General features: G+C 41.9%; 19 protein-coding genes. 16 read left to right on the top strand and 3 right to left on the bottom strand.

Annotated elements, in window-relative coordinates; genetic code table 11:
• Window positions 1-22: 22 nt before the first annotated feature.
• Window positions 23-799 (bottom strand): outer membrane beta-barrel protein, encoded by a 777-nt coding sequence (locus tag MED121_RS04905; RefSeq protein WP_009832509.1) that lies wholly within the window; start codon window positions 797-799, stop codon window positions 23-25.
• Window positions 800-1107: 308 nt separating this feature from the next.
• On the opposite strand from MED121_RS04905, the gene MED121_RS24375 reads away from it, so the two are divergent.
• The 8 genes from MED121_RS24375 (at window position 1108) to acpS (ending at window position 9072) form a co-directional block, all read left to right on the top strand.
• A complete protein-coding gene (locus tag MED121_RS24375) occupies window positions 1108-1284 on the top strand; it encodes a hypothetical protein (protein WP_165474608.1) in 177 nt (58 codons plus the stop codon).
• Between the two features lie 430 nt (window positions 1285-1714).
• A complete protein-coding gene (locus MED121_RS04895; protein ID WP_131470973.1) occupies window positions 1715-2992 on the top strand; it encodes a hypothetical protein in 1278 nt (425 codons plus the stop codon).
• Between the two features lie 366 nt (window positions 2993-3358).
• Window positions 3359-5164: a translation elongation factor 4 gene (gene lepA / locus MED121_RS04890; protein ID WP_009832506.1), complete on the top strand. Its 1806-nt coding sequence runs from the start codon at window positions 3359-3361 to the stop codon at window positions 5162-5164.
• A 101-nt stretch (window positions 5165-5265) separates the two neighbouring features.
• Window positions 5266-6090, top strand: a complete 825-nt coding sequence (lepB, locus tag MED121_RS04885) for a signal peptidase I (protein ID WP_009832505.1) — start codon at window positions 5266-5268, stop codon at window positions 6088-6090.
• A gap of 15 nt (window positions 6091-6105) precedes the next feature.
• A complete protein-coding gene (rnc, locus tag MED121_RS04880) occupies window positions 6106-6792 on the top strand; it encodes a ribonuclease III (RefSeq protein WP_036178744.1) in 687 nt (228 codons plus the stop codon).
• Entirely contained in the window at window positions 6782-7828 is a 1047-nt protein-coding gene (gene era, locus MED121_RS04875; protein WP_009832503.1) for a GTPase Era, read from the top strand. Before rnc ends, era begins: the two co-directional genes overlap by 11 nt.
• A 12-nt stretch (window positions 7829-7840) precedes the next feature.
• The gene (locus MED121_RS04870) at window positions 7841-8605 is read left to right on the top strand and encodes a recombination protein O N-terminal domain-containing protein (RefSeq protein ID WP_009832502.1); all 765 of its coding nucleotides are present in this window, start codon (window positions 7841-7843) and stop codon (window positions 8603-8605) included.
• Between the two features lie 8 nt (window positions 8606-8613).
• The gene (acpS, locus tag MED121_RS04865) at window positions 8614-9072 is read left to right on the top strand and encodes a holo-ACP synthase (RefSeq protein ID WP_242603175.1); all 459 of its coding nucleotides are present in this window, start codon (window positions 8614-8616) and stop codon (window positions 9070-9072) included.
• On the opposite strand, the gene MED121_RS04860 is transcribed toward acpS, so the two are convergent.
• Together MED121_RS04860 and MED121_RS24720 are read right to left on the bottom strand one after the other, a co-directional pair.
• Window positions 9050-11695: a response regulator gene (locus MED121_RS04860; RefSeq protein WP_242603174.1), complete on the bottom strand. Its 2646-nt coding sequence runs from the start codon at window positions 11693-11695 to the stop codon at window positions 9050-9052. The two genes, acpS and MED121_RS04860, sit on opposite strands and share 23 nt — an antisense overlap.
• Window positions 11696-11771: 76 nt before the next feature.
• Complete coding sequence (locus tag MED121_RS24720; RefSeq protein WP_278043823.1) at window positions 11772-11894, bottom strand: hypothetical protein; 123 nt, start codon at window positions 11892-11894, stop codon at window positions 11772-11774.
• A gap of 297 nt (window positions 11895-12191) precedes the next feature.
• Between MED121_RS24720 and cysM the strand changes: the two genes are divergently transcribed.
• From cysM to MED121_RS04815, 8 genes are all read left to right on the top strand, one after another.
• Entirely contained in the window at window positions 12192-13091 is a 900-nt protein-coding gene (cysM, locus tag MED121_RS04850; protein ID WP_009832499.1) for a cysteine synthase CysM, read from the top strand.
• A gap of 232 nt (window positions 13092-13323) precedes the next feature.
• Complete coding sequence (rlmD, locus tag MED121_RS04845) at window positions 13324-14649, top strand: 23S rRNA (uracil(1939)-C(5))-methyltransferase RlmD (protein ID WP_009832498.1); 1326 nt, start codon at window positions 13324-13326, stop codon at window positions 14647-14649.
• 14 nt (window positions 14650-14663) lie between these two features.
• Window positions 14664-16907, top strand: a complete 2244-nt coding sequence (gene relA / locus MED121_RS04840) for a GTP diphosphokinase (RefSeq protein ID WP_009832497.1) — start codon at window positions 14664-14666, stop codon at window positions 16905-16907.
• Window positions 16904-17719: a nucleoside triphosphate pyrophosphohydrolase gene (mazG, locus tag MED121_RS04835; RefSeq protein WP_083789361.1), complete on the top strand. Its 816-nt coding sequence runs from the start codon at window positions 16904-16906 to the stop codon at window positions 17717-17719. Before relA ends, mazG begins: the two co-directional genes overlap by 4 nt.
• Before the next feature lie 114 nt (window positions 17720-17833).
• Window positions 17834-20464, top strand: coding sequence for a phosphoenolpyruvate carboxylase (ppc, locus tag MED121_RS04830; protein ID WP_036178738.1), 2631 nt, complete (start codon window positions 17834-17836; stop codon window positions 20462-20464).
• 307 nt (window positions 20465-20771) lie between these two features.
• On the top strand, window positions 20772-21428 hold the full coding sequence (gene adk, locus MED121_RS04825; protein ID WP_009832494.1) for an adenylate kinase: 657 nt from the start codon (window positions 20772-20774) through the stop codon (window positions 21426-21428).
• 6 nt (window positions 21429-21434) lie between these two features.
• Window positions 21435-22142, top strand: a complete 708-nt coding sequence (tsaB, locus tag MED121_RS04820; RefSeq protein ID WP_009832493.1) for a tRNA (adenosine(37)-N6)-threonylcarbamoyltransferase complex dimerization subunit type 1 TsaB — start codon at window positions 21435-21437, stop codon at window positions 22140-22142.
• A gap of 4 nt (window positions 22143-22146) precedes the next feature.
• The gene (locus MED121_RS04815) at window positions 22147-22950 is read left to right on the top strand and encodes an undecaprenyl-diphosphate phosphatase (RefSeq protein ID WP_009832492.1); all 804 of its coding nucleotides are present in this window, start codon (window positions 22147-22149) and stop codon (window positions 22948-22950) included.
• The last annotated feature ends 28 nt before the right edge of the window (window positions 22951-22978 follow it).

Below are 22978 nucleotides of genomic sequence, written 5' to 3'. Positions count from 1 at the left end.
CCGGCTTTATATGCAGATGCTATTAAAACTGTTTAGTTAGTGCTAAACGAATATTTTGAGACGTGAAGTCTGATCCATAGGTGATGTCGTCACTACCATCACTATTTACGTCGCCGCTTCCATCTAAAATATCTGAGAAGTGTAAGTAGGTATAATCAGCTCGAATTGATAGGCCATTTGATATTAGGTAGTCGATACCGATATTTGCAGATAAGCCAACTGATGAGTCTTTATCTTCAAAACTTAAGCTAGCACCAGAGCCGTGTGTGTCAGTATATGAATGAGTTGTTGTAAACTCTGAAATCACTGGTCCAGCAGAAATGTGCATGAGAAAGTTGTCTTTTACATAGCCAACTTTAGGACGTAGGCTAAACATATAGTCTGTTTTTATTTCAGTAACAGTCGTGAAGTTAGAAGCGCCAGCTGTTGTATCATAATCAGTTGGCCCTTCTGACTCAGACTCTGAAAACTCTGCAAATGTTAAATCAGCTTCAAGTCCATAAACGAATTTCCCTTTTTGAAAGTGGTAGCCTAATAATAAAGAACCGCTTGTTGTATCTCCTTCTATTTCTCTTTGTAATATAGGGTCAAGTTGATCTCGGTCGCTACCATTTGAGTTGTCATTAAAGTAACCGCTATATTCTACTTCAGTGCTTGGTGATGCTGTACTTGAAGAGATGCCAATAGCAATACCTGTATAAAGGCCTTCCCAGTTTACGGTTTCTGTTTCTTCTGCTTGTGTAATTGAACTTCCAAAGGCTATTGCTAAAGTAAGTGAGCAGGTAGAGAGCTTGTTCATATATTTTCCCTAATTTATGATGAGGTATAGTTATGAAATTGTTATTTATGATTGATTTTGCTGTATTTTATTTTAAATAATTATATTAGTGAATACTTAACTGGTGTTATTACGTTCCTTGCCAGTGCGATTAATTTTTAACACTTGAGGTGTTACTACTTTTTACGTTCAATTGTTAAAGCGTGCCTAATTGGTGGACATAAAAGAGTCAAAGCCCAGACTGGATAAATACCCAAATAACCTGAAAATAGGATTTAAAAAAGAGCATGCGAAAACAGAGTGAATTAGATAAACAACTAACGAAATTTATGATTGATGTGATTAAGGTTATTTTTGACAAAGAAGTAAAAGGTGTTGCTAATAAAATCGCTATTATTTCGAGTTTGGCGATGGAAAACCCTGCTGGTGCCAAAGGAACCGCACTCTTTTTAGGTGTGTTTGCTTTTATGGCTTCTATAATGCTTTTTACCTTTCTCGCAGAATAGTCCGTTTATACTCTAATTTTGCTGTAGGTTTGGCTGTTAGCATTAACCTGCAAGATACTCATTAAATCTAGCCATCATAAAAGGCCTCTAATAGAAAGTTTCTAATAAAAGGCTCCTTAAAGGAACTCGGCGGATGGCATCGCCATGAACAAGCTTTCTACAGGCTAGGAAAAAGCCTTTTCAAGCAGACTTAATACCTTTTATTTTATTCACGTCTTTGCTCTTCTCATCCCATACTTTTCATATTTTATTAGTCATAAGTTACTTGACTTAATGCCGATCAGAAATCTTTTTAAAAGCGGTTTGCAGTTCATCTAGCGGCTTTCTATTTTATATTTAATGCAAGATGGTTTTGTGTAGGCGTCACGAACTGATGGTGTCAAAACCTAAGGTTATGAAATCGATAAGTTTAAAATTTAAGGATGAAAAAATGAAACGGTATTTAAAGCGAACAGGTCAAGAGCTCTATCTAGATGGATTTCATCTATTAGCCCTGTGTCAAAAGTTGATAAGAGAAATGAAATCCCTTGATGCTCAAGGTAATGGTACGCCAAAACAACCTTATATCATGACAAGCCCAGAGCAATGGATTTCACGTTGGCGAGCGTCGGGTAAGGAAGCGAATAAATATTACAAACTTGCGGGTAGGTTGATTCTCAAAAACCACAAGTTATACGTAGGTGATATAGGCCCTGCTTATCTTCAGGGAACTAGCCGAGAAGATGCTTTGAATAAAGCTAAGACACAATATCTAAAAAATACCAGCCCTTCTGAACACCCTAATATGGCGACGGCTAATTTTAATACAGATGCCGAAAGTGCTTGGTTAAAAATAAATACCATGGATGACCCTACTTACCGTTCAGGTGCTCAAAGAATTTTAGATCCAGGTCTGATTTATGAAGCGAGCAGTAAAACGCTTGAAAAAATGGGAGGCGGACGACCAGCTCCATGGACAGAGGTACGTTATTCCTCTGGTATAGCGCAATCTATTCGTACTCTTTTAAAAGGGGAAAAGTTAGCGCTTGGATTTAATAATGGAAAATATGATCGTCACTATTCTCGTAAGCAGTTTATGTTACCTGTGTTTACCACCGCAATTTTTCATGCTGAGCCTGCCAGAAATGAAAGAGCCTGGCCAATCAATTTAATGTTGTTAGATTTAGCGCAAGCCAAGACAGAGGGGTTTTCATGGGATGCAATTCTTTGGCATCCACAAGGAATAAATTTTATTCCTAATAGTCCTGTACAAGGTTTGGTTAAAGGGCCCCGAGGAAAGAATGCGGACCAAAGAGATATGGTCAATATCACCAATACTGACAAACTACACTTGGTGGGTGGAATATTACCAGCAAGCCCAACCGGTGGTGGTGAGCGAGCGAAGGGCTCACTGTTTAAAGAAGCCAAGCCTTTACACCCACGAGCGATCGAAAGAGGACAAGTTCAAGGGCCTGGTATTATTCAGAAAGTCCCTTTTGACTATATACACCAAAAAGAAATCGATGTACTGCTTACTTGGTTATTGCGCTTCCCTAAGATTATTAGCCATTGGTCAATTGTTTATGACACTTCGATTGGAGATGAACACTTGATTAACCCCAGCGATGTTTTATCTGCTGAAAATACCAACCCACTGACAGCCCAGGGTCTTAAAGCGATAAAAAGCCTGATTGAAGAGCGTTGTACTAGCTTTGACTATATGATTTAAAGAGAAAAATTGGCTGATTAAAGCTCAGTTAAGAATAGGGTTAAAGGACGAACTTTTTTTCATTAAAAGTTCGTCCTTTTTGTGAAAATAGCAAGCGTTACCCAAAATAAGCTTATCTTATCCCCCTTTGATTTACTTAGACGCTTGTTTGGCTTTGGTTTTTTGTTTGAGTGATGCAAAAGCTAGGAAATTAAAGGCCTTAGAAGCGATAAATAAAATGGAGTCCTAGGGCTAAATTGGGTAGAATGCATCAAAATTCTATCCGGAGAAGGTGTCGATAAGTTTTTTAAACTTGTCACTGATTTGCATTAAATGACTTATCAACACCTGCTCTTTGTGTATCGCTTTATTAAGTGTGAGAAATAAGTGTCTTCTAAACAGTTAAAACATATACGTAACTTTTCTATCATCGCCCACATTGACCATGGTAAATCCACCCTTGCTGACCGTTTTATTCAAAACTGCGGTGGCTTGAGTGAGCGCGAAATGGAAGCGCAAGTACTTGATTCAATGGACATTGAACGTGAACGTGGTATCACGATCAAGTCACAAAGTGTGACCTTGGATTACAAGGCAAAAGATGGTGAAACCTATCAGTTAAACTTTATCGATACGCCTGGACACGTGGATTTCTCCTATGAGGTTTCGCGTTCTTTGGCTGCCTGTGAAGGTGCTCTGCTGGTTGTTGATGCGGCTCAAGGTGTTGAAGCTCAGTCTGTTGCTAACTGTTATACCGCGTTAGAGCAAGGTCTTGAGGTTATGCCAGTACTGAACAAAATCGATTTGCCACAGGCAGAACCTGAGCGTGTGTGTGATGAAATTGAAGACATTATCGGTATTGATGCCCATGGCTCTGTGACTTGTTCTGCAAAAACAGGCATGGGTGTTACCGATGTACTTGAGCGTCTTATCGGCGAAGTACCGCCACCTGAAGGTGATGTTGATGGCCCTCTACAGGCGTTAATTATTGATTCTTGGTTTGATAACTACCTAGGTGTTGTCTCTTTGGTACGTGTTAAAGAAGGCACCATCAAGAAGAAAGACAAGATTGTAATCAAGTCTACGGGTATCTCTTACCCAGTAGATATGGTGGGTATCTTCACCCCTAAGCGTACTGAAACCGGCATTTTGCGTGCGGGTGAAGTGGGCTATGTTGTCTCTGGTATCAAGGACATTCACGGTGCGCCTGTGGGTGATACCATCACTCATTTGGCGACGAAAGATGTGCCTCAGCTTGATGGTTTCAAAAAAGTAAAACCTCAGGTTTATGCGGGTCTTTTCCCTGTGAGCTCTGATGATTATGAAGACTTCCGTGAAGCCTTGAACAAGCTAACCTTGAACGATGCTTCTTTGTTCTTCGAGCCTGAAACCTCTGATGCCCTAGGATTTGGTTTTCGTTGTGGCTTCTTAGGTATGTTGCACATGGAAATTATTCAAGAGCGTCTTGAGCGTGAATACGACATGGATCTGATTACCACTGCACCAACGGTAGTGTTTGAAGTTGAGCTCAACAATGGTGACGTTATCATGATTGATAGCCCATCTAAGATGCCTGATCCAGGTAATATCCGCGAAATGCGTGAGCCTATGGTGGAAGCGAATATTCTGGTACCGCAGGAATACTTAGGTAATGTGATTACCTTATGTGTTGAAAAACGGGGTATTCAAAAAGACATGCTTTATGTGGGTAATCAAGTGTCTTTGAACTACGAACTGCCTATGAATGAGGTGGTGTTGGACTTCTTTGACCGACTTAAGTCATGTAGTCGTGGTTTTGCGTCACTAGATTTCAGTTTTAGTCACTATAGTGCGGCACCTTTGGTTCGTCTTGATGTCCTTATTAATGGCGACCGTGTTGATGCGCTTGCGCTTATCATGCACAAGGATAATGTCTTGTATAAAGGCCGTATGCTGTGTGAAAAGATGAAAGAGCTGATTCCGCGTCAAATGTTTGACGTTGCCATTCAGGCAGCGCTGGGCGCTAAAGTTATTTCTCGTACGACGGTAAAAGCACTTCGCAAAAACGTAACGGCGAAATGTTACGGTGGTGATGTGAGTCGTAAGAAGAAACTGCTACAGAAACAAAAAGAAGGTAAGAAGCGTATGAAGCAGGTAGGTAATGTTGAAGTGCCTCAATCTGCGTTCTTGGCCGTTTTAAAAGTAGATAGTTAATAGACGTTAGCTAACAGCTAAAAAACTCTGCTATTAGCTAATGAAAACGATGAAATAAACCCTGTTCGCATTTTGAATGGGGTTTATATTAAGGACAATTTATGGCGTTTGATTTTGAGATTATCCTAGCGGCAGCCTTTGTCTTGACCGCTATAGTATGGGTCTACGATAGAGTTGCCTTTTACCCAAAACGTGTTGCGGCATTAAATGATTTAACACCAGAAGCCTGTTCGGCTATCCCTAAAGAAATTAAAGACACTATGGCGGGGACGCCTAAGTGGGTGTCTGAGGTTAAGTCCTATTTTGTCATTGTGGCTGTGATCTTTGGGCTACGCTCTTTTATTGTTGAGCCTTTTCAGATTCCATCAGGTTCTATGTTACCCACCTTAGAAGTGGGCGATTTTATCTTGGTGAATAAGTTTGATTACGGTATTCGCCTGCCTGTGACTAACACTCAATTAATTCCAACTACTGAGCCAAAGCGTGGCGATGTGATTGTATTTAAATATCCGAAAGAGCCGAGTGTTAATTACATTAAGCGTTTGATTGGATTGCCGGGTGATACCATTAGTTATCATAATAAGCGACTTACTATTAATGGTAAGTTAGTTGGCGAAGAGTTTCAGGCAAAGCTGCCACCGTCTGAAAAAAATCAGGGTATCCCTGTGACGCAATATCAGGAAGATTTGTTAGGAGTTCAGCATGAGATTTATAAAACCATGCGTGCTAACAATCTAGAAGGTGACTGGGTTGTACCTGAAGGGCATTACTTTGCTGTAGGCGATAATCGTGATAATAGTTCCGATAGTCGCGTTTGGGGTTTTGTACCTGAGAAGTATATGAAAGGCCGTGCATTTTATATTTGGATGCATTGGAATAAGTTTCTAAGTGTTCCTAATTTTAAAAATAATGGTTCGATTGAATAGTAGTTTGGAGATATTTTGAGTTCCTCTTATCAAAAATTGTGTCGGCAGTTGGGTTACTTTTTTGCTGACCTTGGGTTACTTGAGCTAGCGCTTACCCACCGTAGTTTTGGTGGTAAAAATAATGAAAGGCTAGAGTTTCTGGGTGACTCCATTTTGAACTATGTCATCGCCGAAGATTTGTTTCACCGTTTTCCTAAAGCAAAAGAAGGTGAATTAAGCCGTTTACGTGCTTCCTTGGTTAAGGGTGAGACCTTAGCCGAAATTGCCCGTGAGTTTAAGTTGGGTGATTACCTTAAATTGGGCGCTGGCGAATTAAAGAGTGGTGGTTTTCGTCGTGACTCTATTTTAGAAGACGCGGTAGAAGGCATTATTGGTGCTATATTCTTAGATGCGGGTATGGATACTTGTAGTGAGCGTATTTTAAGTTGGTATGAATCACGCTTAAACGCAACCTCTTTAAAGATAGTGACAAAAGATGCCAAAACTCGTTTGCAAGAATTTTTGCAAGCACGAAAGCATGCATTGCCTCAATATGAAGTGACTGAAGTCTTGGGTGAACCCCATGATCAAACCTTCTATGTTCACTGTGTGATTGAATTATTTGCTGATCCGATTGAAGGTAAAGGAAACAGTCGTCGAATTGCAGAACAAAAAGCAGCAACGCAAGCCTTAGCTATGTTGGAGCAAAACAATGCAAAATGATGATTTACCTGAAGATCAGGCAAAGTTAGAAACCCTTCAAGAAGACGCGCAATCCCAAGAGGATGGCGGTATCGATTTAGATAATTTTGATTTTAGCCAAATGGCATCGACGGAATCGGCTCAGGACTATGAAGAGCCAGAGTTAGATATTACCCATTGTGGTTATGTGGCCATTGTTGGTCGCCCTAACGTGGGCAAGTCTACCCTGTTGAACCATGTGTTAGGTCAAAAGCTAAGTATCACTTCACGTAAGCCTCAAACGACCCGTCAGCAAATATTGGGTGTGAAAAGTCAGGGGCATGTGCAAACTATTTATGTTGATACACCTGGAATGCACCTTGGCGAAGCGAAAGCGATTAACCGCTTTATGAATAAAACCGCCTCCTCTGCTTTAGCAGATGTGGATGCTATTTTGTTTGTGATTGATGCGGAGCGCTGGACACAGGAAGATCAGTCTGTACTTGAAAAGGTCAAGCTGGCCCGTTGCCCTGTTGTCTTGGTCGTGAATAAGGTCGATAAACTCGAAGAAAAAGATAATCTTCTGCCGACGCTTGCTAAGCTATCTGAGTTGATGAACTTTGCGCAAATTGTGCCTATTTCTGCCCTTCGAGGGAAGAACCTAGATCGATTAGAGCGCTTAGTGGAAGGTATGATGCCTGAAGGCGGACAATTCTACCCTGAAGACCAAATTACAGATCGTAGTTCTCGCTTCTTAGCCTCTGAAATCGTGCGCGAGAAAATCACGCGTCAGTTAGGTCAGGAAGTGCCTTATGAAGTGGCTGTGCAGATCGAAGAGTTTAGTTATGAGGGGGAAACCCTGCATATCAGTGCGTTGATTTTGGTTGAGCGTAATGGTCAAAAGCGCATTATTATTGGTGATAAAGGCGAAAAAATTAAGCTCATTGGTAAGGAAGCTCGCATTGATATGGAGAGTATGTTCCAAGCTAAGGTGATGCTTAATTTATGGATCAAGGTGAGAGCAGGTTGGTCGGATGATGAACGAGCACTTGCCAGTCTTGGTTATCAAGATCAGTAATTAGGCTGTGTTATGCAAGATAACAAGGACGCGTTAATCTCTGCCTATGTTATTCATACTAGACCTTTTCAAGATAATAAAATCCTGTTGGATTTGTTAACCCTTGAAATGGGGTTGGTTAGGGCAGTGTTCCGCTTACCTAAAAAAGAGGCTCGGGTGATTCCCGGGCCTTTTTTGCGTTATCAGGTGCAGCTTAAAGGCCGTACAGAGTTAAAAACCGTTTATGTATTAGAGTCCACTGAGCCTGCTTCACAACTTGAAGGTCTGCGCTTATTCGCGGGTATGTATGTGCATGAAATATTGCTTAAATTATTGCCAACCAATTTGCCTCTTTCGATCTTTTTTGAACTCTATCAATGGCTGATTCATAGTCTGCATTCTAATGCGCCAGTTGCCCCTCTTTTACGGCGTTTTGAGTATGCCTTGTTTGAGGAAATAGGCAGCAGTATCAACCTTGCCATGACAGCAACGGGCAGTGTGCTTGATCCAAGCGCTATGTATCGCTTTGATGTTAGATTTGGTTTGCGCCCTTATTATGGCGATAAACCTAAGCAGTTGCCTGATTTGTTTGTATCGGGTCAGCTGGCCTTGGATTACACGGAGGGTCTTTGGGGTCGACCCGATGTAGTGAGATTGGCTAAGACGCTGCACCGTTGTTGGTTGGATCATTTGCTTGAAAATAAAGACGTGGCAGCCAGGCAGCTACTGCCTGAATATCAATTTCATGGGGAGCGACATTATGGCGTTCCCGTGTTTAATTGTGATCCCTTGCCATAGGTAAAAGTGTGCTGGGTTATTCTCTAGTGCACTTTATCATGCAAGACGAAATAAATTTTTTGTTAAGTGAGTGGGTAAATATGATTCTAGGAATTGGGACTGATATTGTAGAGATTCCTCGTATTAAGGACTCGGTAAAGCGTTTGGGTGATAGATTTCTAAAGCGTTTATTAACCCAAAAGGAATTAGACAGGTATTATGAAATTAAGCATGAAGATGTCGCCATGGCTTATGTTGCCAAACGCTTTGCTGCAAAAGAGGCTGTGGCAAAAGCATTGGGTACTGGGATAGGTCGAGGCTTAAGTTTTCAGCATATTGAGGTATCAAATGACGCTTTGGGTAAGCCTTTGGTGAGTGTTGAGCCTCACAATAGTCCTTTGTTAGTTAACCCTGTTAAGTGGCATTTGAGTATTAGTGATGAGCAGGCGTATGCACAAGCTTTTGTTATTCTTGAGGCCAGCGAATAAGGCTTCTTGCTTCTAATAACTCATCGATCGCCTGTACAAAATCAAGTAAGACTTCATCAACTTCATCCAGTCCCAATTCTTTTAGGTGGCTTTCTAAAAAGCCTGCATGCTTAGTTAAATTGGGTGTGCCGCAGTATTTTGATGCTCCGTGTAGTCTGTGAACAACCTGTATAAGCTTGTTTACTTCCTTTTGCTTGAAGTGATGTTTTATTAGCTTCTTCTCGGACTCAAGAGAGTCTGCCAGCATGTTAAACATGTCTCTGGCAATTGAGACTTGATCGTTCACTATGGACAGCGATTTCTCTATATCAAACACACCTTCAAGGCTTTGTGTGCTTTCTATTTGTGGCTCTTCACTTAAACACCAATCTTGGATGACTTCTAGTAACTTGCTTTCGTTCACAGGTTTAGTGAGATAGGCGTTCATGCCAGATTTTAAAATCTCTTGTTTTTCAGAGCTAAGTGCATGGGCCGTGAGCGCAATAATAGGAATCAGGGTAGTGTTTTTATGCTGGCGCAGGCGTCTTGTTGTTTCCATGCCATCCATCTCAGGCATCTGGATATCCATCAAGATAAGATCAAACTGCTCTCTTGCACATAAATCCAGTGCGGCTTGTCCTGAATGGGCAAGGCTGACATCAATATTGTTAGGGGTTAGCCAATGGCTAACCAGTTGTAAGTTGATTTGATTGTCATCTACCGCCAGTACTTTAAGCTGATTTCTGGTAAAGCTGGCAGGCGCGTTTGTAGGTATCTCAAGCTGCGTATCTTGATCCAATGAGCTTAGACTTTTATAAAGCTGTTTATGGCTGATGGGTTTGAGTAGCACATCTTTGGCTAGCTGCTGGAGTTCAGGGTGTTGATTTATTTTATTGGGTAGCTGAGTCATCAGGATGCAAGGGATAAGACAGCTTTCGCTGGCATAGACAGCTAACTCATAGCTTTGCGCTATGTCTTTATCTTCACCACTTACGCTTAATAAAACGGCGTCGATTATTTCTTCATCTGTGCGTGAGTTCAATCGGCGAATAAGGTGCTCAAGGGTGGTGCAAAAAATCGGTGTTATCTTGATGCTGGTTAAATAGTTCTCTAAATATTGACGATAGCCTTTGGATGGTTCGAATACCAAGATGTTCTTATTGATAGGCTCTAGAGGCTGCTCTTCATGGTTAGATGAATGTAGGTTGATACGAAAACGAAAGTTAGAACCGACACCCGATTCACTATTAACTTCTATCTCACCTCCCATTTGTTCAACGAGCTTTTTGGTAATCACTAGACCTAGGCCGGTGCCGCCAAACTGTCTTGTGGTTGAGGTATTAACCTGAGAGAAGGCTTTAAATAAGCTATTTAATTTGTTTTCGGGTATGCCTATGCCGGTATCAATGACTTGCACGAGAAGTCTGGGTTGGCCATTTCTTTGCTGCTCAAGGGTGACCTTAGTGCGTACAAAGCCATCATGAGTGAATTTAATCGCATTACCAATCAAGTTGGTCAGAATCTGACGAATACGAATGGCATCACCGATGAGCCATTCAGGCACTTCATTGGCCACTTCTGGGATAAGATCCACTGGTTTTTTGTGAGTCAGAAGGTTGGCACTGAGAATTTGATAAACGTCGTCAATTAATTCACGAATATTGACTTCAGACTGCTCTAAATTAAGTTTGCCGGCTTCAATTTTTGAGAAATCTAAAATGTCACCAATAATAGCCAGAAGATTATTGGTGGATTGCTCTATGGTGTTGATATATAAGCGTTGTTGGTTATCTAGTTTGTCTTTTTGTAGCAGCTGGGTGTAACCTAAAATCGCATTTAATGGGGTTCTGACTTCATGACTCATATTGGCAAGAAACTGTGTTTTTAAGCGGTTAGATTCGCTGGTTTCTTTGTTGGCGATATGAAGTTGGGCGCTTTTTTCTTCCATGCTGTCCATGTTACGACGCATGTCTTCGGTTGCTTGCTCAATGCTTTTGAGCATTTCTTCTTGGCTGTTTTCTAAGCGCTCATTGATTTCAGTTAGGCCTTTGGTTGTTGCTAAATAGTCCTGCGGAAGTTTCAGTTGCTTGATGGCGTTAAATTGACCTTGGCTGATTTTTTCTACGATGCGATTAAGGTCATTAACTGGGTTGGCTATTCTGTTGGATATCTTGATGGCAATGAGAGCGAATAATGTCATAAACGCCACTAGGGTGATTGCCATAAAACTAAAGAGTCGATATTTCTTGAGGGTGAAGTCGGCCGTGTTTGATTCTAATACTAACCAACCGGATAAAATTTTGTCATTGCTTTCAATCGGACCAAGCGCGGATGTGTCGAGGGCACTTCTTGGGCTTAATAAAGGGGTGATGGAGATTGCGGAGTTTTGAAAAAATCTTTGTTCAGATTGGTTGCTAAAAAGTGGAACGGGGTCTGTAAAGTTACTCTTGTTGCCTATTTCGCTGATGAGTTTTTTCTGCGAGTTGAAGACTCTTCCAGAAATGATATTTGGGCTTAAAATACTCGATTTGAGTTGTCTTTGTAAAAAAGCGCTGTCTATTTTGGGGGCGGCATTTTCATAAGCTATGGCGAATTGCTGTGCAATAAATTCGATCTGTTCCTGATTCTGAGTTTGGTAATCCATTTTTCTTTCATAGATGAAAGTGAGTGAAATAACCAAACTTAGTAGGGATACAGGCAAGAAAATCGAGAAAAAGGTTTTAACTCTTAAAGATAAATTTGAATTCATTGCCTGTTAATAGCCCTGTGACCTGATAAGTTTTAGTAGCAGGCGAAGTTTCCATTTCTTTTGCGACGATCACATTCTCGTGTGTAGTTTTCACATGCCATAACCTTGGTACGAGATGGATTGCTAAGTGTTTTGCAATCACGCCATTTTGTCCGTAATTCACCATCAGGAATGTCCGCAGCAGGTCCGCCAAACATATCACACCCAGCTAATGTGAGAGTGGTAATTAGTAGTCCAAATGTGAGCTTTCCACGCATAAAATGCTTCTCCAAGTCTTTTCGCGCTAACGTTATAACGCTTTTGTCTTGTAATAGTTTAAATAAGTGATTTATAAAATCATAGAATTCAAGTAAGTTTCACGTTCTACGTAATTAATGTCAATGAAGTTTTTATGAATCAGTATCCAACTATCGAGTCTTTAATAGGTCAAACCCCTTTGGTCAAGTTGCAAAGGATTAATCCTAACAGCTCAAACCAGATCCTACTCAAACTTGAAGGCCAAAACCCAGCTGGTTCGGTAAAAGATCGTCCTGCTCTTAATATGATAGCTCAAGCTGAGCTTAGAGGGGATATTCAGCCGGGAGATAGTTTGATCGAAGCAACCAGTGGCAATACAGGTATTGCCTTAGCAATGGTGGCGGCGATTAAAGGTTATAAAATGCATCTTGTGATGCCTGATAATATGAGTGCAGAACGTAAGTCGGCTATGTCGGCTTATGGGGCGACACTTCACCTTGTGACAAAAGACGAAGGGATGGAAGGCGCTAGAGACCTTGCTATTTCTATGCAAGAGAAAGGTTTGGGTAAGTTGTTAAATCAGTTTTCTAATCCTGATAACCCAAGTGCTCACGTGAGCTCAACTGGCCCTGAAATCTGGCAGCAAACACAAGGTGAAATTACGCATTTTGTTAGCGCAATGGGAACAACGGGCACCATCATGGGGGTGTCTAAGTACCTTAAATCCCAGAGTGACGCGGTTGAAATTATTGGCTTACAGCCAAAAGAAGGCTCAAGTATTCCGGGCATTCGCCGTTGGCCAAAAGAGTACCTGCCGAGTATTTTTGATGAGACACGAGTGGACAGGATTATCGATGTTGCTCAAATAGACGCTGAAAATGTGATGCGTGATCTCGCCACTAAAGAAGGTATCTTTTGTGGTGTGTCTTCTGGTGGTGCTGTCTCTGCGGCACTTAAACTGTCTGAGCAGGTTAATAATGCCACTATCGTGGTGATTATCTGTGACCGAGGTGATCGTTACTTATCAACCGGTGTGTTTACGCCGAGTGAATAAAGCTTCAGTAAAAATATGTTATCTAGCTAGTTGATTATTGAACGGCAGTGAGTAAGTTTTTTTACTTTTCTGCCTCAAACTAAAATAATTAATTTCATTGGTTTCGTTTAGCTCTTTGAATCCTTACATAATTTAAAAATTCTTCCCCTTATCTCCACGATGTTTGCTAGCTGAGAGCTCAGCTTTTCGGTAAAATTGCGGCCGAACACAATTAATTCTACTGAGTACACTTTTGAAGCATCGCACTCGACAACACAGAAAACCAAACACCACTTCCCAAAAACTGGGCCCTGAACAAATTTTTCATATTGACCGTCTTACTCATGATGCCAGAGGGATCGCTAAAGCGAATGGTAAAGTGACCTTTATCTCTGGCGCTTTGCCGGGTGAAGAAGTGAGTGCGCGCGTATCTAAAACCAATCGCCGTTATGATGAAGCCAAGCTGATAAAAATTCAGCAGGCCTCTGATGCGAGGGTTGAACCTGCTTGTCAGCATTTTAATCAATGTGGTGGTTGTTGCTTTATGCATCTTGATTACCCAGAGCAGATTCAAGCTAAGCATGTTTGGTTAGGCGGCCAGTTACGTAAGCTTAATTATGATGGGGAATTGGAAATTCTGAGTGATAGTGCGCTCGCTTATCGACGCCGTGCTAGGTTATCGGTCAAACAGCAAAAAGATGCCAGTGTCAAAATGGGGTTTAGAGGCAAAGCCTCAACAGATATTATTGCCATCGAGAACTGTCTTGTATTGATGCCCGCCTTGCAGGCGGTGATTCCCCATTTGAATGGGTTATTAGCGCAATCTGAGCAACCTCAGCACATTGGTCATATTGAATTACTTGAAGATGATTTGGGCTGTTCTGTTTTGCTGCGACTTACTCGTCAACTGTCAGACAATGATCAAGCTTTATGGCATGAGAAAGCGTTATCCCAAAAATGGGACTTGTATTTGCAAGACCCGGCACAAGATAAAGTGAAGTGCGAAACGGATTCTTTGCGCCATTATCAAGTTGAAAATTTGACCATTCATTATCATCCGCAGGATTTTATTCAAGTAAATCAGCGTATGAATGTGAAAATGGTGGCCCAAGCTTTGCAATGGTTAGCATTGTCTGAGCAAGATAAAGTGCTAGATTTGTTTTGTGGTGCCGGTAATTTTTCTTTAGCTATGGCTAAAACGGCTGAAAAAGTTGTTGGCGTTGAAGTTCAGGCGCAGATGGTTCGCAATGCAGAACGCAATGCTGAACGAAATGGGTTAAAAAATGTGACCTTTATTGGTGCTGACCTGACAAAAACGGTGCGCAATGAAGCGTTGAAAAAGGGCTTTAGTAAAGCCTTACTTGATCCACCAAGAGCTGGGGCATTTGAGTTTTTGCCAAGCCTGATCAAGTTAAAGATAGACACTATTTTGTACGTATCCTGTGATGCGGCAACGCTTGCACGGGACGCAGAATTTCTCGTAGCCCATGGTTATCAGGTAAAACGAGTCAGTATGATGGAGATGTTCCCTCAAACGGCTCACGTAGAAACCATGATGTTGTTACAAAAGAAGCACTAAGCAAAGGTGAAAACATGGTTACAGTGCGTAAGGATCATCCAATTCAAGCAGACGGTTCTGTTGATATTAATTTATGGATGGCGCAATTAGGCGACAATATTGATGTATCTGCTCGAGTGCCTCTTCGGATGGCTTGTGAGTTGGCTCGTCAAGCGGAAGTTGCAATGGGTAAGGACTCCTTTTGGGGGCCTCAAGCCAGTACCTTTAAAGCCGGACTTGAAATGGTGGAGATACTCTCCGGGTTTCGAGCGGATCAAGATTCTTTATTAGCTGCAGCCTTATATCGTGTTGTGCGCGAAGATCAGCTTGCCATTGAAAAAGTAGCGGATATGTTTGGCCGTAAGGTGGCTTCGATTATTGAGGGTGTGATTCGCATGGGGGAGGTATCTAAAAACCTCTCAGCGGACACTAAAGCCGAAGTTTTAGGTAACAGCGAAAATCAGCTGGAATCATTACGTAAAATGCTGGTTTCTATCATAGATGATGTGCGTGTTGTCTTGGTAAAACTGGCTGAGCGCGCCTGTGCTATCAAAGAAGCAAAACACCAAGATGGTGCCAGAAGAGAGGCGGTTGCACTTGAAGTGCAAAGTGTTTATGCCCCTTTGGCTCACCGATTAGGGATAGGTTATATCAAGTGGGAGTTAGAGGATTTATCTTTTCGCTATCTTTATCCTGTTGAATACAAACGGGTTGCTAAGTGGCTGGATGAAAAGCGAATTGCCCGTCAAGAGTACATCGACGAGGTTATCTCTACCTTAGATATTGAACTGCAAAAAATTAATATTCATGCGGATTTAATGGGGCGTGCCAAGCATATCTATAGTATTTGGCGCAAAATGAAGCGTAAAAATATTGGCTTTGATGAGGTTTATGATGTGCGCGCTGTACGTATCTTGGTTGATAAAACCATGGATTGTTATGGTGTTTTAGGCACAGTACATACCTTGTGGAAGCCTATTCCCCATGAGTTTGATGATTATATTAGTAATCCCAAATCTAATGGCTATCAATCTTTGCATACAGCGGTGGTGGGTCCCAATGGACGTGCTGTTGAGATTCAGATTCGTACCCATAAAATGCATGAAGATGCAGAGCTTGGGGTCTGTGCCCATTGGAAATATAAAGGCACAGATTTAAGTTCGAACAGTAGTTCGTATGAAGAAAAACTGTCTTGGCTAAGAACCATCTTGGATTTTCATGAAGTGCAAGGCGATTTGGAGTCCTTATCCGAGCAGGTAAGAAGTGATATCGAACAGGATAGGATTTATCTCTTTACCCCTGATGGCCATGTGGTTGATCTGCCTACAGACTCTACGGCAGTGGACTTTGCTTATCGGGTGCATACTGAGATAGGTCATCGTTGTCGTGGGGCTAAGGTGAATGGCCGTATTATCTCCCTTGTAACACCACTTAAAACCGGTGATAAGGTCGAAATACTTACCACCAAAGAAGGTGGGCCAAGTCGAGATTGGCTGCATAATAGTTTAGGTTATGTGAAAACAAACCGAGCACGTGCCAATATTCAGAACTGGTTTAAAAAGCAGGATAAAGATAAAAATATCCAAGCGGGCCGTCAGATAATAGAACAGAACTTTAAGCGTCTTGGCATAGAAGAAGCCAATATTGATTTAGATTTGATTGCTGAAAAATGTAAATACGGCAGTCGAGAAGAATTTTATGTGGGTATTGGTGCGGGTGATATTCAAATCGCTCGAATTTTACGCCGTATAGAAGATGTTTATGGATTAGATGGTGATAAAGAGCATCCACCTCGTTTACGTAAAAGTCAGCATGATGCTGACCAAAGTGATGTGCATATTCGTGGTGTGGGTAAGCTACTGACCAATATGGCTAAATGCTGTACCCCTATCCCAGGTGATGAAATATTAGGTTTCATCACCCAAGGGCGAGGTGTTTCTGTGCATCGTCAAGACTGTATTAATATGGTGCAACTGCAAGTTGATGAGCCAGAACGTGTGGTTGAAGTAAGCTGGGGTGAAGAGTCGGGTAACTTGTACCCGGTTAATATCCAGATCGAGGCCTATGATAGAACGGGTCTATTAAGAGATATTACGAACCTGCTTGCTAATGAAAAGGTTAATCTTTTATCCATGAATACCATTTCGACTAAAGAAAGTAATACTGCTTTAATCCGCTTTACTATCGAAGTGGGTGAGTTGGATGTGCTAAGTAAGTTGCTACATCGTATTAATCAGCTACCAAATGTGCTCAATGTTTACCGTGAGCGTGAGAAGTGAGTCATAGTTTATCGGACTTACTTAAATTAATGGCGAATCTCAGGGCACCAGACAAGGGTTGTCCTTGGGATTTAAAGCAAAGTCATGAAAGTCTTTTGCCCTATTTAACAGAAGAAACTTATGAAGTTGTTGATGCTATTGAATCTAAAGATTCAGACCACTTAAAAGAAGAGTTGGGAGACCTGCTGTTTCAAGTTGTGTTTCATGCACAAATTGCCAGTGAGCAAGGTGAATTCAATTTTGATGATGTGGTTTCAGAAATTACCGCGAAAATGTTACGTCGCCACCCTCATGTTTTTCCCGATGGAAGCCTTTCTAGTTTTGGTACTCAAAGCCAATTAAGCGATGATGAAATAGCCGCCCAATGGCAAATCATTAAGCAGCAAGAGAAGGCGTTAAAAAGGCAAGATGTGAAAACGGGTTTGCTTGACTCTGTTCACGCAAAGATGCCTCCTATGCAAAGAGCAGTAAAACTGCAAAAAAAAGCCGCTAAAGTTGGGTTTGACTGGCCCAGTGTTAAACCTGTGTTTGCTAAAATTCGTGAAGAGCTGGATGAATTAGAAGACGCCATCACAGAACAAGATAATAGTCATATCCAAGAAGAGTTGGGCGACTTATTATTTGTTATGGCTAACCTTGCTCGTCATGTTAAACAAGACCCAGAACAAGCGGTTAGCTTAACAAACCAGAAATTTTGTCGGCGATTTGCTAGAATCGAAAGTCTACTGCAAGAGCAGGGAAAAAAATTAGACGATTGTGACCTAGAAACGCTTGATAAGTTTTGGGATCAAGCTAAATCAGAAGGCTTATAAAAGTCAAAATTGATAGGTAGATATGTAAGCTACTTATCATTTGGAAAGTTGTTGAAAATCTGATGCTGATGGTATTTAAGCTCAGTACAGCATAGATTGATGGGAGGTTATTAGGTGAGTGATCGACAGGCTTCGTTGCGAGAGAATGTAAGATTATTAGGTGATTGTTTAGGGGAAACCATGATCAATCATTTAGGAGAAGACTTGTTAAATCAAGTTGAAGACATTCGTAGATTGTCAAAAGAAGGCCGACAGGCTGGTGATTCAGGCCCCTTGATTGAGGCGCTAGAAGCGCTCAATGACGATGAAATTGTGCCTGTTGCTCGTGCTTTTAACCAATTTCTCAACTTATCTAATATTGCTGAGCAATATCATAGGGTGCACAGACGTCGAACCAATGAAAGCTTGGGGGTGTATCAAAATCCAGTGGGAGATTTATTAGCCCGCTTGCATGACAAAGGCCACAGTCGTGAATCCATACTCTCAACCTTAAAAGAACAATCGATCGAACTCGTGCTGACTGCCCATCCAACAGAAGTGGTTCGTCGTTCTTTAATCCAAAAATACGACAATATTTCCTCAGAACTTGAAGCGCTTGATAAAGATAATATTTTACCTTTAGAAGAAGATATTCATGTTCGTCGTTTAAGTGAAATTATTACGCAAGCTTGGCATACGGATGAAATTCGTGACCAAAGACCTACGCCAGTTGATGAAGCTAAATGGGGCTTTGCGGTTATTGAACAATCACTGTGGCAAGCTATTCCACGCTTTTACCGACAATTAGAACAGCAATTTAGTAAACACCTTAATGATTCTTTATTGCCCATGGAGCTTGCTCCCGTAAAATTTGCGACCTGGATGGGCGGCGATAGAGACGGTAACCCTAATGTAACCGCTAAGGTGACGCGAGAAGTAAGTTTGTTAGCGCGTTGGATGGCGGCAGATCTGTATATTAAAGATTTGAATGTACTTAGGTCTGAGTTCTCCATGTCTGAGTGCAACCAAGCGCTACGGGATAGAGTGGGCGAAAGTACCCAGCCTTACCGTGAAATTTTACGAAATCTTGAAAACCGCTTGATAGCTACGCGTCATTGGGCTCAAGCGAGTATTAAAGGTGAATCGGTTAGCCGAGAAGGGATTCTTTTAGACAGTCAGCAGCTTCATGATGATTTGGTTTTATGCCATCAGTCTTTGATTGATTGTGGCATGAAGGTTATCGCGAATGGCCGTTTGCTCGACTTAATTCGCTGTGCAGCAACCTTTGGCCTGAGTTTAGTTAAGTTAGATGTAAGACAGGATGCGTCACGTCATATTGATGCGCTATCGGCAATCACTCGCTTTTATGGGGTGGGTGATTATGCTGAATGGGATGAAGCTTCAAGGCAGGCATTTCTTCTCACTGAATTAAATTCAAAACGCCCCTTGTTGCCCCGTGATTGGAAAACCACAGATGAGGTCAAAGAGGTATTAGACACCTTTGCCATGATTGCAGATGGTGATGCCAGTTCATTTGGCTCTTATGTGATTTCTATGGCCAGCGCGCCTTCTGATGTTTTAGCTGTTGCTCTGCTATTACAAGAAAGTGGTGTGGATCATAAAATGCGGATCGTTCCGCTATTTGAAACCTTAGCAGACCTTGATAATGCGCAGCCTACCATAGAGCAGTTATTCTCAATGCCTTGGTATAAAGCCTATATTGATGGGCAACAAGAGGTGATGATAGGTTATTCTGATTCCGCTAAAGATGCTGGTCAAATAGCGGCAACTTGGGGCCAATATCGAGCTCAAGAAGCGTTAACCGATTTATGTAAAAAGCATGGTGTGCGCTTAACCTTGTTTCATGGTCGTGGTGGTACAGTCGGTCGTGGTGGCGGCCCTGCTCATGTGGCTATCCTGTCGCAACCACCGGGTTCGGTAAACGGCTCTATTCGGGTCACTGAGCAAGGTGAGATGATTCGCTTTAAATTTGGTATTCCTGATATTGCGGTACGCTCTTTAGAGCTTTATTGCTCCGCTGTGCTTGAAGCGACTCTAATGCCAGCGCAAGCGCCAAAAGAAGAGTGGCGTGCAGTAATGGACGAAATGGCTGAAATTGGCATGAATCAATACCGTAGTATTGTGCGCGGCCATCAAGACTTTGTGCCTTATTTTAGGGCTATTACGCCAGAGCAAGAGTTAGCTGAGTTGCCTTTAGGTTCTCGTCCTGCTCGTCGTAAAAGTGATGGGGGTGTTGAAAGCTTGCGTGCCATTCCTTGGATATTCGCTTGGATGCAGATTCGCTTGATGTTGCCTGCTTGGTTGGGTGCTGAAAGTGCATTGCAACAAGCTGTAGATTCAGGTCACCTTGAAAAACTAAGACAAATGCGTGAAGAATGGCCTTTCTTCTCTGCTTATTTGGATATGCTCGATATGGTATTGGCGAAAGCCGAACCTGAAATTGCTGAGTATTATGAAAAACGTTTAGTGCCAGAAGAGCTTAAACCGTTAGGTAGGTTGCTACGTAACAAACTACAAAAGGTAAGTTCCCTTATCATTGAACTGAAAGAACAAGAGCGTTTGATTGCAGATAATCAAACCATACGTCAGTCAATTGATGTCCGAAATCCCTATATTGATCCGTTACACTATTTGCAGGCGGAATTACTTTACCGTAGTAGACAAACGTCTGATAACAAAAAAGTCAGTAAAGCGCTTATGATAACCATGGCTGGTATTGCAAGTGGGATGCAAAACACGGGTTAAACTGTAGGGCGTCAAGTTGGAAAGTGAAAAGTCATGAACGGGCTTTTCACTTTTTAAGCCTTAAAAGCAGTGAAATATGCCAATAATTTGTTTAAAAGCGATCAATTCGGATCCTGATAACAATTATATCGTCAGTTAATTTGCATATTGAATGCTTGCTTGGGTATCCTTGGCGGCCGTTTTATTTTTTATGACTCAAAAAGTGGCAAGGTAAATTCTTGAGCCAGATTTTTCTCTGCCTGTAAGACCGCTTCACGTCGAACTATTTTCGTTTTTTTAAAGTTATTTATTTATATAGGAGATTGTTATGCGAGTGATTCTATTAGGTGCGCCAGGCGCAGGTAAGGGTACGCAAGCGCAATTTATTACTGAAGCTTTTTCTATTCCGCAAATCTCAACAGGCGATATGTTGCGTGCAGCGATTAAAGAAGGGACAGATTTAGGCCTTAAAGCAAAAGCGGTTATTGATGCGGGTGAGCTCGTTTCTGATGACATCATCATAGGTCTTGTTAAAGAGCGTTTAAAAGAAGCTGATTGTGAAAACGGTGCTTTATTTGATGGCTTCCCTCGCACACTTCCTCAAGCTGATGCATTAAAAGATGCCGAGATTAATATTGATTACGTGGTTGAGATTGATGTTGCTGATGAAGAAATTATTCAACGTTTAAGTGGTCGTCGTGTTCATCCTGAATCTGGTCGTATTTACCATACGGTTTATAATCCACCTAAAGTGGAAGGTAAAGACGATGAAACAGGTGAAGATCTAGTTCAGCGTCCTGATGATACCGAAGAGACGGTGCGTAATCGTTTGGGTGTTTACCATGATCAAACCGCTCCTCTCGTTGGCTATTATAACGATTGGGCTGCTACCGGCGCTGATAATGCACCAGAATACGTAAAAGTTAATGGTGTGGGCGATCTGAACGAGATCAAGCAAACTCTATTGGCAGCACTAAAAGCGTAATATTTCATGAGTGCCATTTTAGCCTTAGATACATCTACACCAGCATGCTCAGTAGCATTGCTGGTTGATGGTGTGATGATGGAAGATTTTCGTCTTGCACCACGTAAACATAATGAGTTAATTCTGCCTATGGTTGAGCAAATGCTCACCCAAGCGGAGCTCAATTTATCTGATCTTGATGCCATTGCATTTGGCCGTGGACCTGGCTCTTTTACTGGCTTGCGTATTGCAGCAGGTATAGTGCAAGGGCTAGCCTACGGTGCTGATCTTCCTGTTATTCCGGTATCAACATTGGCCGCTTTGGCGCTTGATGGTTTTAACCAAACCGGTGAGGCTTCTTGGTTGGCTGCGTTGGATGCACGCATGGGTGAGGTTTATCTTGGCGGCTATCATATTACCACCCAAGATAAGCAGCTAGTGATAAGCACGACCCTAGCGGAAACCGTCGTTAAGCCAAATGAGTTGGCTAACCTGGAGCAAGTCTATCAAGGCATTGGGTCGGGTTGGTGCTATCAGAATGAACTTGAGTCTAGTCTACCTTGTGCACCTAAGCATCTCATGTTGGATGCGGCGCCTAAGGCGTCTTGCATTGCACAGTTAGCAGAGTTTGCTTGGCTTTCAGGTGAAACAGTTGCAGCTCATGAGGCTGTACCGACTTATCTAAGAGATGAAATATCTTGGGAAAAGCAGCCGCTTAAAGTAGGGAAACGATAGTTTAATGTTTTGGTATCAAATACTCTTCCTAGCCCTGATTCAAGGGTTAACGGAGTTTCTGCCTATTTCTAGCTCTGCCCACCTTATTCTACCTGCACAGGTGCTCAATTGGTCTGATCAAGGTCTGGCTTTTGATGTGGCTGTTCATGTGGGTACCTTGATTGCTGTTGTGACCTATTTTTATAAAGATATCGTGCAAGTGGTTGGTGATTGGTTTGCCTCACTTGCTGGTAAAGGGTCGACTGCACAAAGTAAGTTAGGTTGGTATTTGATTATTGGTACTATTCCTGCCGGATTAGCGGGTCTTATTTTTAATGACTTTATTGAAGAGTATCTCAGGTCAATAGAGGTAATTGCTTACACTACGATCGGTTTTGGTGTGCTGTTATGGCTAGCTGATAAGTTTGGTGGTGTTAGCAAAGATGAGTACCAATTGACTTGGCGCACAAGTTTGATGATAGGTGTTGCTCAGGCAATTGCTTTGATTCCAGGGACATCCCGCTCAGGTATAACTATGACGGCCGCAAGGGCGTTTGGTTTTAATCGTGAAGCCTCTGCACGCTTTTCTTTTCTGCTTTCTATTCCGCTTATTAGCCTTGCTGGTGCTTATAAATTCCTTCAATTATTAACAAGTGATGTGAGTGTTGAGTGGGGGGCGATTGTCTCTGGTGTGACTTTATCTGCCCTAAGTGCTTATTTTTGCATTTATTTCTTCCTAAAATGGCTGAACAATATTGGTTTTACGCCTTTCTTAATATATCGTCTAATATTGGGTGGAGTACTACTTGCTCTTGTTTATGCAGGCTAATGCTATTTGATTGAGGTGAGGTAACAGA

The organism is Marinomonas sp. MED121 (genome assembly GCF_000153025.1).
Taxonomy (GTDB): domain Bacteria; phylum Pseudomonadota; class Gammaproteobacteria; order Pseudomonadales; family Marinomonadaceae; genus Marinomonas.
The sequence above is the reverse complement of the archived record's forward strand: the minus strand, read 5'-3'. Positions and strand labels throughout refer to the sequence as shown.